The following is an 11,356-nucleotide window of genomic DNA, read 5'->3' as shown; positions in this document are numbered from 1 at the left end:
GGTCGGGCGGAGCGGGTGGCCCTGACCCGACGAACCTGCTGACCGCCAATGCCGTAGGCGGCAACGGCGGCCCCGGCGGCAACGGCGGCGGCGGGGGGTGGTATCTCGGCGGCGGCGGTGACGGCGGGGCCGGTGGCAACGGCGGAATCACCTATACCGCCGGCAATAACGGCGGCGGCGGCGGTAGCGGCGGAGCCGGCGGACCGGCGGCTCGCTACATCGGTTTCGGCGGCGACGGCGGAGCCGGCGGCAGGGGTGGGGCGGCGGCCGGGACTCCCCCGGGAAACACCGGGTCCGCTGGGGTCGCCGGCCTCGGCGGTGCCGGCGGACGACTGTTTGGCGGCGCTGGGCGGAGGGGCTAGACGGTGGGCACCGAACTGTGCCAGAAGCGCCCCAAAACCGCGAGATGGCGAGTGCGAATCAGCGGTTGAGCTTGCCGTCACGCACGCCGGTCAGGGCGTCATCGAGCGTCGGGTACAACGGGAAGGTCTTGTCCAATCCGGTCAGATGAATCGGCCTCCTCGTCGCCGGACCGCGGGCAACCACCCCGAACTCAGCAGTGCTACCGAGTTTCTCGTAAGTCGCGGCCAGAATCTTCAGGCCCACCGAGCCGAGGAACTCCACCGCGGAAAGGTCGATAACCAGGGCCGTCAGATCGTCGGCAATCACTCCGCCGATGGCTTCCTCAAGGGCCGGCGCGGTGACCAAGTCAATTTCACCGCCGATACTGAGGACCTTGACCCCCTCGTGGTCCTCGACCGTTGCGGTGATCGAATCAGGAGCTGACAATGGCGATCCTTTGTCTGAGCCGTCAGTGTGCTGCAAGCCTAACCCCCCATGCGAACTGCGAGAAGAACAAGACCTCAACACGTCCAACGGCCCGACTCACGTTAGTCTCCCCATAGGACTCGCGCTCGGTGCAGAGCGCGGCGCAGCAGCGGGAGGTCTAGATGTCAGATTCGCCGTCGGATTTCAGCACTACCAGCGTCGCCGCGCAGACACTCAACATATCCAGCGAGGGTTTGCTGCCCCAGCTGGTTCAGCATCTGCGCCGCAATCGAACCGCACTGCGTGAAGAGTGGGCCCGCAGAATCACCGACGCGGAACTACTCACCGCAATGACGCCCGAAGAGCTCTTCTCCGAGGCGACCGCCGTCTACGACAACTACGTCGAGGTGCTCGAGACCGGTAGCGTCGAGGCGTTGCAGGCCTACGCGCGCGACCTGTCCGAACGCATCATCCCCCGGGGCGTGGAAACCGACGAGGTCGTCGGCATCGTGCTGCTGCTGCGTGACGTCCTGGCCCGGTCGCTGTTCGAGAAGTACCAAGCCGAGTTCGGGATGTTGAACCGGGTTCTGGATGCTTACGAACCGGCGGCCAACCGCATCGCCAATACCGTGGCCGTCAGCTTCGTGCAGGAACGCGAGCGCATCATCCGCCAGCAGCAGGAGGCCATCCGCGAGCTGTCGACGCCGGTGCTGCAGGTGCGTGAGCAGCTGCTGATTCTGCCGATCATCGGCGTGCTGGACAGCCAGCGTGCCCGGCAGGTCACCGAACAGCTGCTGCGCGCCATCCGCGCCAACCGCGCCAAGGTGGTCGTCATCGACATCACCGGTGTGCCCACCATCGACTCCACGGTGGCCAACCACCTGGTGCAGACGGTCGATGCGTCCGGGCTGATGGGCGCCAGCGTGATCATCACCGGCCTATCCTCTGAAATCGCCTTGACACTGGTCACAATCGGGCTGGACCTGTCCAAGATGAACGCCGTCGGTGACCTGCAAGGCGGTATCGAAGAAGCCGAGCGCCTGCTGGGCTACGAAGTCACCCGCACCGGCGAATAAAGGAACGCGACCGCACGACCGACGCGAGCACACCATGCCAGTACCAATCTTGAAGCAAGGCGCCTTTCTCATCGCCTCGGTGCAGGCTGCGCTCACCGACTCCGACACCGAACGGCTCCGGTACGAACTCATGGAGCGCGTCAGCCGGTTCCGGGCGCAGGGCATCATCGTCGACGTCACCGCCATCGACGTGATGGACTCGTTCGCCGCCCGGTCGCTGCGCACCATCGCCCACATGACCCGGCTGCGCGGTGCCGAGACGGTGATCGTGGGGCTGCAGCCGGAGGTGGCCTTCGCGATGGTTCAACTGGGCCTGACATTCGACGACATGAATACCGCGCTGGACCTGGAAGAGGGCATTGCCCTGCTCAATCGTCAACCGGGAGCAGGCAAATCAGCGATCGGGCGCGACGGTGCCGGATGACATCGTGGTCGTCATAGGCAATCCCGACGACATTGTCGCCGCCCGCAAAGCCGGACATCAGCTCGCGCTGGATCTCGGCTTTTCGCTGACCGACGTCACCATGATCGCGACCGCGATCTCCGAAGTCGCCCGCAACATCACCAGTTACGCCGGGCGCGGCGAGGTTTCGGTCGGCGTCGGGGATCGGGAGGGTCGCAAGGCGCTGGTGGTGCGCGCCGAGGACGACGGTCCCGGCATCGCCGATATCGAGCGCGCACTCGAAGACGGGTACTCCACCGGCCGCGGCCTCGGGCTGGGCCTGCCCGGTGCCCGGCGCCTGATGGACCGGCTGATCGTGAAATCCGCACTGGGCCAAGGGACGATCATCGAAATGTGGAAATGGGTACCGGCCCGTGCGTGATCACGGCAAGCTGGGGCCGATCGAGTGGGCGATCGCGAGTCGCCCACGACCGGGCGAGCTTGTCTGTGGCGACCAGGCGATCGCGGTGGGCGTCGACGACACTTCCGCACTGTTCGGAGTGCTCGACGGGCTCGGGCACGGACCGGCCGCCGCGACCGCCGCGCTGACCGCCTTGGACGCGCTCCGCAGTGCCCGCAGCGAGCGGGTCGAGGTGCTGGTCCAGCTCTGCCACCGCATGCTCGGCGGCACCCGGGGTGTGGCAATGACCTTGGCGCGCATCGACTTCGACACCGGCCGGCTGAGCTGGACCGGAATCGGAAACGTCACCGCCAACCTGGTGGCCAAGGCGGCAACCGGCATCCAGCTCCGCTCCTCCGCCCGCCTCACCGGTGGAATCGTCGGCTATCGAATACCGGAAATCACACCCGCACAAGTGGTTTCGACACGCACCGGCGATCTGATGGTGATCGCCAGCGACGGCATCACCGAGGACCACCTCGACCACATCGACTTCGCCGCCTCGGCAAAGGACATCGCCGACCACATCCTGACCAAGCACGCCAAAGAGACCGACGACGCGCTGGTGCTCACCGCGCGTCACCGAGGCAGCTCGCGATGACCAGCACAGACGAATTCCGCGACCAGTACATCGCCACGCTCAACGGCTACCTCGACGCGCGCGGTGAGGACTATCTGGCCGCCGGCCACGAACTGGGCCGCCGCGCGCTGCTGGAACAGATCAGCATGCTCGACATCATCGAGGCCCACTTCCATACGGTCGACAACCTCGCCAAGACCTCTCAGGTCGATGCGCCTGCCGCGCTGGAATTTTTGCTGCAGACATTGGCCGCACTCGATGTGGCGACCCGCGGATTCCTGGACGGCACCCGCCGATACGCCGAAGAACGGGCCCGCGCCGAGGATCTCGCCGATCGCGACAAGTTCCGCACCGCCCTGGTGAATTCCCTGCAGGAGGGTTTTTTCGTCGCCGACCACGACGGCGCGGTCGTCGAGATAAACAACGCCTTCGCCGACATACTCGGGTATTCCGCGGAAGATCTGCCCTACGAATGGCCCCACCCGTGGCTGGTCGACAAGACGACCGCGATGCAGGAACAGCGGCGGGTCCGGCAGGAGGGCAGCTCCCAGTACGAGACACCGATCCGGCATCGCGACGGCCATCTGGCCTGGGTGACGGTGAGCATCAACGCGGTCACCGGGCCCGGCGCCGATCTCGACGTGTACGTGGGAACCGTTCGCGACATCACCGCCGAACGCGCTTTCGCGGCACGCGAAAGCGCGGTGCTGCGGCTTGCCACGGCCGTCGGCGTCGCCAAGAGCGTGGCAGAGGTGCTGTCGATCACGCTCGACGAATGCCGCACGGCCGTAGATGTGGGCAGTGTCGTCTTAGCCATGTGGCCACCGGGCGACGGCGAGCCGATCGTCCAGATCGCCGACGAGCCCGGCGAATCGCCGTGGCGCACCCTGGATCCGTTGCTGCGCCAGACATTTCAAGACGCGCGCCATCAACTGCCGCTGACGGCCAGAACCGTCGAGTGGCCGGAAGCCCCGGGTAAGGCCAAGGGTCTGGTCGCGGTGCTGTCCGGCACCGGCGATGTGGCCCTGTGGCTCGAGCTTGGCGTGCCGCGGTGGGTGACCGCCGAGGACCGGCTGCTGGTCACCGTGCTCATCGGGCACCTCAGCCTGGCGATCCAGCATGTCCGCCAGTTCGAGAGCGCCCGCGTGACCTCCCTGACGTTGCAGCGTGCGCTGCTGCCGCCGATGGAACCGCCGCCGGGATTCGCCGTTCGCTATGAGCCCGCCGTTCCACCGCTGGAGATCGGCGGCGACTGGTATGACGTGTTGCCCATCGACGATCACCGGATCGGCATCGTGGTGGGCGACTGTGTGGGCCGGGGATTGCCCGCGGCGGCCATCATGGGCCAGCTGCGCAGCTCGGCCCGCGCGCTGCTGATCACCGGCGCGAAACCCGCGCTGTTACTCGAACAGCTCGACGCGGCCGCATCGCTCATTCCAGATGCCTACTGCACCACGGTTTTTCTGGCCATTCTGGACACCCGGTCCGGGGTACTGGAATACAGCAATGCCGGGCACATGCCCGCCGTTCTCGCGAGCGCCGGGTCTGGGACGCAGTTGCTGACCGATGCCTCATCGGTACCACTTGCCGTGCGCCGCAACGAAACTCGTCCGCAGGCAGCCAAAACGCTGCGGCCCGGCTCAACGCTCATGTTGTTCACCGACGGGCTGGTGGAGCGGAAACACGAGTCGATCGACAAGGGTCTGGACCGCGTCGCGGAGGTTCTGTTGGAAAGCAATCACTTGCCGATCAGCGATGTCGCGGATGCGGTGCTGAACCAGTTGGCTCCGCTGGGCGGCTATGACGACGACGTCGCCATGGTGGTGTACCGGCACCAACTGGGGCCGCTGCGTATCGAAACCGACGCTCATGCAGAGCAATTGGCGCCGTTGCGGCGTGAGCTCACCTCGTGGTTGAAGGCCGCCGAAGTCCCGGACGAACACGCGACCGACATCGTGCTCGTCATCAGCGAAGCCTGCACCAACTGCGTCGAGCACGCCTATCGCGGACACGATGTCGGCACCATGCTGCTCGAGGCAAAGGCCGTCGACGGCGAGATCCATGCGCGGATCGTGGATTCCGGCTCGTGGAAGACACCGGCGGTCAATCCGGGCAACAGCGGCCGCGGCCTGCCCCTGGTCAGGGCCATCAGTAACACGGTGGAAGTCGAAAATACCGAGAACGGAACCACTATCGATGTGACCTTCCGGGTGGCGGGCTCCACCGTCCCGGCAGTTTGATCGGGTGCAGGAGGGGTACACACGGACGTGACTCGCGCATCGATCTCGATAGAGCCTGCCCTGCCGGAGGGGTACGGACCCTTGTCGATCGCCGTCCGCCACGCGCTGAACGGGCCCGCCCCGCACGACCAGTTCGCCCGCATCGCCGCTCCGGTACGCGACGTCGATCCGTATGGGCTTGACCTGCAACTGGCCCTCTACATGTGCTATGAGCTGCACTATCGCGGATTTTCCGGGGTGGACCCCACCTGGGAGTGGAATCCCGCGCTGCTGCAGTTGCGCGCCGAACTCGAGCGGGCCTTCCTGGCCGCCGTGCACCGCGATGTAGGACCCGTCGAAGCGCACCACACGGCGGAAGCCGAAATGGAAACGCTCTCAATCGAGCCCGCCGAGGGCACCGGCCCGTCCTACCACCTGCGCGATACCGGCACGTGGGAACAGATGCGCGAATACCTGGTGCACCGATCGCTGTATCACCTCAAAGAGGGCGATCCGCACGCGTGGGCGATTCCGCGCTTGATCGGGGGCGCAAAAGCCGCGTTCGTCGCGGTCGAGTTCGACGAATACGGCGCCGGCCACGGTGCGCGCGTACACCAGCAGCTTTTCGCTAATCTGCTGGACGCCGCGGGGCTGGATTCGACCTATCTGGCGTATCTGGGCATCGTGCCGGCCGAAGCGCTGGCAGTGGTGAACATCATGTCGATGTTCGGCCTGCACCGCCATTTGCGCGGCGCCGCGATCGGACACTTCGCGGCCACGGAGATCACCTCGCCCCCGGGGTCGCGCCGCATGGTCGATGCCCTGCGCCGGCTGAACGCACCACCGGACTGCGTCACCTTCTACAGCGAGCACGTCGAAGCCGACGCGGTGCACGAACAAGTGGTGCGCCGCAGCGTGGTCGGTGATCTGCTGGCCAGAGAACCACACCTCGAAAACGACGTGGTATTCGGGATGCGTGCGCACGCCGTCGTGGAAAACCGCTTGGCAGACCACATGATTCGGTCGTGGGAGGCGGGGCGTTCGTCGCTACGGGAGCCCTTGCTTTAGCTTTTTGAGAGCTTGCTTCGGCTCGGCCGGCAGCGGCGGTGGCTGGTGTCGCACAGCGGATATTCCTTGCTCCGACGGCAGGTGCAGATTGCGACCATGAACCGGTCGGACTCAACGACCTTGCCGTCGGGCATCTCGATTTGCACCGGTCCGGAAACCAGGACCGGGCCGTTGGGAACCACCTGGACCCGGGTGGTGGTCATGGTTTGTCTGCCCGTATCACCACAAGTTCCTCCTCGCGACAGCCGCGCGCCAGTCGGCCCGTCTCTTCCAGCCATTCTGCGCGCGCTGACAGGACCGGGCCAAAGGGTATCCACTGGGTCGCAATCACCTCGGCGTCCAAGCCGCCGGCCCGCAGGGCGTCCAGCGACTCCTGCACGCCGGCGAACGCCGACTGGACCAACAGCATGGTTCCGTTGTCGCGCAACAGTTTAGCGGCCGACTCGCACAGTGGATCCAGGATCAGCCGCCCGTCGGTCCCGGCGTTCCAGGCCCACGAGGGGCCCGGTGTTTCGAGGTATTCGTCGGGCGGGGTGGGCACATACGGCGGGTTGGACACCACCACGTCGAACGGGGTGCAATTCAGTGCGGCGATCCAGGACCCCCGGCGGACATCGACATCGACACCGGCAACGGCGGCGTTGCTGCGGGAGTTGCGCACCGCGTGCGGGCAGATGTCGAAGGCGGTGACGCTGGCACAGCCCAGTTCGGCGGCAGCGATCGCGACGAAGCCGCTTCCCGTGCACAGGTCGAGCACCCGCCTACCGGTGATGACAGCGGTACGTTCCATCGTGTCGACCAGCAGGCGCGAATCCTCTTGCGGCAAATACACCTTGTCTTGCTGGTCCCGCGACCAGGTGCCGTCCGTGATTGGATACGTCGAAGTCAACGTGGGCCTTTCGCCATTCCGCCGTGGCGGTCACGGCTTGGCCTGTCTAATGCCCGCAAACCGATGGGTTGAAACCGAATCTGGCTTGTGAATGCTGTCGCTGCTAGGCGGTAGTGGTACGGGCGTATTGGTGGATGATCTCCTGGCAGAAGGCGGGGAGATCGGCCGGCGAGCGGCTGGTGATCAAGTTGCCGTCGACCACGACTTCCTCGTCCAGCACGTGGGCACCCGCGTTGCGCAGGTCGGTGCGAATGCTGGGGTAACAGGTCATCTTTCGCCCGGCCACCACACCGGCCTCCACCAGCGTCCACGGGCCGTGACAGATCGCGGCGACCGGCTTCTTGGAGTCGACGAAATCGCGCACGAACGATACCGCCGACTTGTCCTTTCGCAGCTTGTCCGGGTTCACGGTGCCCCCCGGCAGCAGCAGTCCGTCGAATTCGTCGACCGCGGCCTCCGATACCTTGCGATCGACGGCGAAGGTCCCGGCGGGTTCGAGATCGTGATTGCGCGCCTGGATCTCCCCCGACTCCAGGGACAGCACCTCGACCTGGGCGCCCGCGCGGCTCAGCGCCTCGCGCGGCTGCTCCAGTTCGACCTTCTCCACACCGTCGGCAGCCAGGATTGCAATCTTCTTGCCTTGCAATTCATTTGACATCGTTGTGCTCCTTTACGGATTGAGAACGACTTTGGTGCAGCTGTCCTGCTTGTGTTTGAAGATCTCGTACCCGTGCGGGGCCTGGTCAAGCTGCAAGTGATGGCTGATGATCACCGTCGGGTCGATCTCGCCGTTGCGGATCCGGTCCAGCAGGGGCCGCATGTAGCGTTGCACGTGGCACTGGCCGGCCTTGATGGTCAAGGACCGGTTCATCAGCGCGCCAATCGGGAATTTGTCCATCATACCGCCGTAGACGCCGACGATGGAAACGGTGCCGCCGTTGCGGCAGCTCATCAAAGCTTCCCGAAGTGCATGAGGCCGTTCGGTTTCCAATCGCACCGCTTGCTTGACCCGGTCGTAGGCGTCGACGACCGCGGTGCCGTTGCGGGCCTCCATACCCACCGCGTCGATACAGTGATCCGGCCCGCGCCCGGCAGTCATATCGCGCAGTTCGCCGAGTACCGAGGTTTCGGCAAAGTTGATGGTCGTCGCGCCGATGTTTCGGGCCAGCTCCAGCCGATACGGAACCTGGTCGATGGCAATGACTTTGGCAGCCCCGAGGAGATAGGCGCTCATTATCGCGAACAGGCCCACCGGCCCGGCGCCCCATACCGCCACGATGTCACCGGATTTGATGTCGCACATCTCGGCGCCCATGTAGCCGGTCGGCAGGATGTCGGACAAGAACAGCGCCTGGTCGTCGGTGAGGTCGTCGTCGATCTTGAGCGGACCTACGTCGGCGAACGGGACACGCGCGTATTCGGCTTGCCCCCCGGCGAAACCGCCCAGCATATGGGAATAGCCGAACAGCCCCGCCGGAGAGTGGCCCATGAGTTTCTCAGCCATGCCGGCGTTGGGGTTGGAGTTCTCGCACAGCGAATACAGCTCCCGGTCACAGGCTGAGCAGGCACCGCATGCGATCGGGAACGGCACCACGACCCGATCGCCGATCGCCAAATTGCCTACCCCCCTGCCGACTTCGACGACCTCGCCCATGAACTCGTGACCGAGGACGTCGCCGTGCTTCACGGTGGGGATGTAGCCGTCGTAGAGATGCAGGTCCGAACCGCAGATCGCCGTCGAGGTGATGCGGACGATGGCGTCGCGGTCGTTGAGGATGGCCGGGTCTGGAACAGTCTGCACCTCAACGCTATTGCGTCCCGCCCACACGGTGGCTTTCATGCCGTCGCTCCCTTCCGGTTTGCGGGTTGCTTTGCGGGCTGCGCCGTCTGCTGGTGCATCTGGCTGAATGAGGTGGTGCCTTCCGGTGATCCGTCGGACCGCAGCACCTGGCCCGTTTCCAAGATCTGCTTGAACCGCCGCAGGTCGTCGTTGACCTGTTGCTCGGGCGACTCACCCAGCAGCGTGGACGCCACTTTGCCCAGCGCACCGCCGGGCAATTGGTAGCCGATCGTGACCCGAACCTCGTTGCCCTTTCCGGAGTTATCGGGCGCGAAGTCGACCGATCCGCCGTTCTCAATTCCGGAGCCGGGCAACGATTGCCACGCGATCCGCTTACCCGGCTGGTCTTCGGTGATCTGGGCATCCCACTGCACGGGCTGCCCCACCGGCGCGTTCGCCACCCAATGGGACCGGCCGTCGCCGTCGGCGGTCACCGACTTGAGGTGGTACATGAAGCTGGGCAGGTTCTCGACGTTGCGCCAAAAGCCGTAAACGTCCTCGGGCGAACGGTGTACGGTGATCGCCGCACGCAGCGCTTGATGGCGCCTGTTGTTCGCATGGCGCGCCGGTGACTGGTTGCCGGTGGTGCGCAGCGCAGCGTATAGATCGGCCGCACCGATTGCGGTCAGCGCGATCGCGGAGACGATGCCGCGCCTGCGCTGCCCGGGCCGGCGCCCGGCTACGCCTGCGGCCAGCACCGCGACATCCAGCACGTCACCGGCGACTCTGGTCCACACCAACTTCTCCGAGCCGAGCAATAACGCTGCCGCGTGGCCACACTCGCGCACGCCGAGTGCCCGGATGACCGCACGTGAGCGGCGCGTCTCGTCGACGCCCGCGAGCGCCGCGACTCTCGCCGGCGCCAGCACTTCGGTGAGGCCCAGGCCCAGGCTGGCAACCCCGAGTCCTTTCACCAGAGTCCCGGTTCTGCTTTCTGCAGCCTCGCTCATAGCCAAACTCCTTTGCACCGCCGGATATATGCGAGCGGCAATTCCGGCGGCCTGTTTTGGTAGCCGATTACCAGCGGATCCGACCCACCGCGTTATTCGGTTCAATACCCGTGCGACGGACAGCCAAACGTGTCAGTTAGCCGCAGTACGCAGTGCTTGCAGCAACGGTTCGGCCGCCTCCTTGAGAAACAGATCCTGGGCCTGGCCGCCGATTTGGACGAGGGCGATATCGGTGAATCCGCTTTCCCAGTAAGGCCGCACGGCTTCCACGATCGCGTCCAAGTCCGGTCCGCAGGGAATGCTTTCCGCGACGTCGTCGGGACGGACGAACTGCGTGGCGCCGGCAAAGCCCGCCGGCGTCGGCAAGTCCGCATTGACCGTCCAGCCGCCGCCGAACCAGCGGAACTGATCGTGCGCGCGCTCGATCGCGGTGTCGCGGTCGGGATCCCAGCACACCGGTATCTGCCCGACGACCCGTCCGCCGCCGGCCATACCGGAGGCCTGCCGCGCCGCATGCCACCCGTCGACCAGCTCGCCATCGGGTTCCACCGCGATTAGGTGATCGGCGAGTTTGCCGAACTTTTCGATGCCATTGCTGCCGCTCATCGCCACCGCGATGCCAACCGGAATCTCCGGGACGTCCCACAGCCGCGCCGAGTCCACCTGGAAATAGTCGCCGCGCCAGCTCACCAGCCGGCCACCGAACAGTTCCCGGATGATCTTGATGGCTTCGCGCAGCATGTCCTGCCTGCGTTCGACTACCGGCCACGCTTTGCCCACCACGTGCTCATTGAGGTTCTCGCCGCTGCCCAGACCGAGGGTGAACCGCCCGTCGGCCAGGATCTGCACGGTCGCGGCCTGCTGCGCGACGACGACCGGGTGATAGCGCATCGTCGGGCAGGTCACGTAGGTGTAGAGATCCACCTTCTCGGTCGCGTGCGCCACCGCACCCAATACCGCCCAGGCGTTCGGGGCGTGCCCCTGCGAGGTCAGCCAGGGCGAGAAGTGATCGCTGCAGACCTCGAAGTCAAAGCCGCGTTCTTCGGCCGAAAGTGCGTCGCGCACAAGGTCTTTCGGACCGCTCTGCTCCGTCATCAGGGTATAGCCGAACCGGGTCATACCAA

At 65.6% G+C, this 11,356-nt stretch carries 13 protein-coding genes and 1 pseudogene; 7 read left to right on the top strand and 7 right to left on the bottom strand.

Annotated features, from left to right (window positions below; genetic code table 11):
• Positions 1–362, top strand: a pseudogene (locus BST12_RS32200) (PE family protein); the annotation flags it as partial.
• 58 nt (positions 363–420) lie between these two features.
• Here the strand turns inward: BST12_RS32200 and BST12_RS23025 are convergent.
• The gene (locus tag BST12_RS23025; RefSeq protein ID WP_139801860.1) at positions 421–789 is read right to left on the bottom strand and encodes an STAS domain-containing protein; all 369 of its coding nucleotides are present in this window, start codon (positions 787–789) and stop codon (positions 421–423) included.
• Between the two features lie 161 nt (positions 790–950).
• On the opposite strand from BST12_RS23025, the gene BST12_RS23020 reads away from it, so the two are divergent.
• Genes BST12_RS23020 through BST12_RS22995 form a run of 6 tightly spaced genes read left to right on the top strand, consistent with a single transcriptional unit; the run spans position 951 to position 6,553 of the window.
• A complete protein-coding gene (locus tag BST12_RS23020; protein WP_083115570.1) occupies positions 951–1,844 on the top strand; it encodes an STAS domain-containing protein in 894 nt (297 codons plus the stop codon).
• 34 nt (positions 1,845–1,878) lie between these two features.
• A complete protein-coding gene (locus BST12_RS23015) occupies positions 1,879–2,268 on the top strand; it encodes an STAS domain-containing protein (RefSeq protein ID WP_083115569.1) in 390 nt (129 codons plus the stop codon).
• Positions 2,258–2,668 carry an ATP-binding protein gene (locus BST12_RS23010; protein ID WP_139801859.1) on the top strand — a complete coding sequence of 137 codons (411 nt, stop codon included), beginning with the start codon at positions 2,258–2,260 and terminating at the stop codon, positions 2,666–2,668. The genes BST12_RS23015 and BST12_RS23010 overlap by 11 nt, the downstream gene beginning before the upstream one ends.
• Positions 2,661–3,287: a SpoIIE family protein phosphatase gene (locus BST12_RS23005; RefSeq protein WP_083115568.1), complete on the top strand. Its 627-nt coding sequence runs from the start codon at positions 2,661–2,663 to the stop codon at positions 3,285–3,287. The genes BST12_RS23010 and BST12_RS23005 overlap by 8 nt, the downstream gene beginning before the upstream one ends.
• Positions 3,284–5,506 carry a SpoIIE family protein phosphatase gene (locus tag BST12_RS23000; RefSeq protein WP_083115567.1) on the top strand — a complete coding sequence of 741 codons (2,223 nt, stop codon included), beginning with the start codon at positions 3,284–3,286 and terminating at the stop codon, positions 5,504–5,506. The genes BST12_RS23005 and BST12_RS23000 overlap by 4 nt, the downstream gene beginning before the upstream one ends.
• A 27-nt stretch (positions 5,507–5,533) precedes the next feature.
• On the top strand, positions 5,534–6,553 hold the full coding sequence (locus BST12_RS22995) for an iron-containing redox enzyme family protein (RefSeq protein WP_083115566.1): 1,020 nt from the start codon (positions 5,534–5,536) through the stop codon (positions 6,551–6,553).
• On the opposite strand, the gene BST12_RS22990 is transcribed toward BST12_RS22995, so the two are convergent.
• From BST12_RS22990 to BST12_RS22965, 6 genes are all read right to left on the bottom strand, one after another.
• Positions 6,550–6,756 (bottom strand): CDGSH iron-sulfur domain-containing protein, encoded by a 207-nt coding sequence (locus tag BST12_RS22990; protein WP_083115565.1) that lies wholly within the window; start codon positions 6,754–6,756, stop codon positions 6,550–6,552. The two genes, BST12_RS22995 and BST12_RS22990, sit on opposite strands and share 4 nt — an antisense overlap.
• Positions 6,753–7,442: a HemK2/MTQ2 family protein methyltransferase gene (locus BST12_RS22985; protein ID WP_083115564.1), complete on the bottom strand. Its 690-nt coding sequence runs from the start codon at positions 7,440–7,442 to the stop codon at positions 6,753–6,755. The genes BST12_RS22990 and BST12_RS22985 overlap by 4 nt, the downstream gene beginning before the upstream one ends.
• Positions 7,443–7,545: 103 nt before the next feature.
• A complete protein-coding gene (locus tag BST12_RS22980) occupies positions 7,546–8,100 on the bottom strand; it encodes a type 1 glutamine amidotransferase domain-containing protein (RefSeq protein ID WP_083115563.1) in 555 nt (184 codons plus the stop codon).
• Between the two features lie 12 nt (positions 8,101–8,112).
• The gene (locus BST12_RS22975) at positions 8,113–9,282 is read right to left on the bottom strand and encodes a zinc-dependent alcohol dehydrogenase (protein WP_083115562.1); all 1,170 of its coding nucleotides are present in this window, start codon (positions 9,280–9,282) and stop codon (positions 8,113–8,115) included.
• Positions 9,279–10,232, bottom strand: a complete 954-nt coding sequence (locus BST12_RS22970) for an SRPBCC family protein (protein ID WP_083115561.1) — start codon at positions 10,230–10,232, stop codon at positions 9,279–9,281. The genes BST12_RS22975 and BST12_RS22970 overlap by 4 nt, the downstream gene beginning before the upstream one ends.
• A 132-nt stretch (positions 10,233–10,364) precedes the next feature.
• Positions 10,365–11,351 carry an LLM class F420-dependent oxidoreductase gene (locus BST12_RS22965; protein ID WP_083115560.1) on the bottom strand — a complete coding sequence of 329 codons (987 nt, stop codon included), beginning with the start codon at positions 11,349–11,351 and terminating at the stop codon, positions 10,365–10,367.
• Between the last annotated feature and the right edge of the window lie 5 nt (positions 11,352–11,356).

Origin of the sequence: Mycobacterium angelicum, from assembly GCF_002086155.1 — a bacterium.
GTDB lineage: Bacteria > Actinomycetota > Actinomycetes > Mycobacteriales > Mycobacteriaceae > Mycobacterium > Mycobacterium angelicum.
The sequence above is the reverse complement of the archived record's forward strand: the minus strand, read 5'-3'. Positions and strand labels throughout refer to the sequence as shown.

Excerpts from the sequence above, each read along its gene's own strand:
- BST12_RS22965 (WP_083115560.1), bottom strand. The coding sequence starts at position 11,351 with ATGACCCGGTTCGGCTATACCCTGATGACGGAGCAGAGCGGTCCGAAA.
- BST12_RS22980 (WP_083115563.1), bottom strand. The coding sequence starts at position 8,100 with ATGTCAAATGAATTGCAAGGCAAGAAGATTGCAATCCTGGCTGCCGAC.
- BST12_RS22970 (WP_083115561.1), bottom strand. The coding sequence starts at position 10,232 with ATGAGCGAGGCTGCAGAAAGCAGAACCGGGACTCTGGTGAAAGGACTC.
- BST12_RS23015 (WP_083115569.1), top strand. The coding sequence starts at position 1,879 with ATGCCAGTACCAATCTTGAAGCAAGGCGCCTTTCTCATCGCCTCGGTG.
- BST12_RS23000 (WP_083115567.1), top strand. The coding sequence starts at position 3,284 with ATGACCAGCACAGACGAATTCCGCGACCAGTACATCGCCACGCTCAAC.
- BST12_RS23020 (WP_083115570.1), top strand. The coding sequence starts at position 951 with ATGTCAGATTCGCCGTCGGATTTCAGCACTACCAGCGTCGCCGCGCAG.
- BST12_RS22975 (WP_083115562.1), bottom strand. The coding sequence starts at position 9,282 with ATGAAAGCCACCGTGTGGGCGGGACGCAATAGCGTTGAGGTGCAGACT.
- BST12_RS22990 (WP_083115565.1), bottom strand. The coding sequence starts at position 6,756 with ATGACCACCACCCGGGTCCAGGTGGTTCCCAACGGCCCGGTCCTGGTT.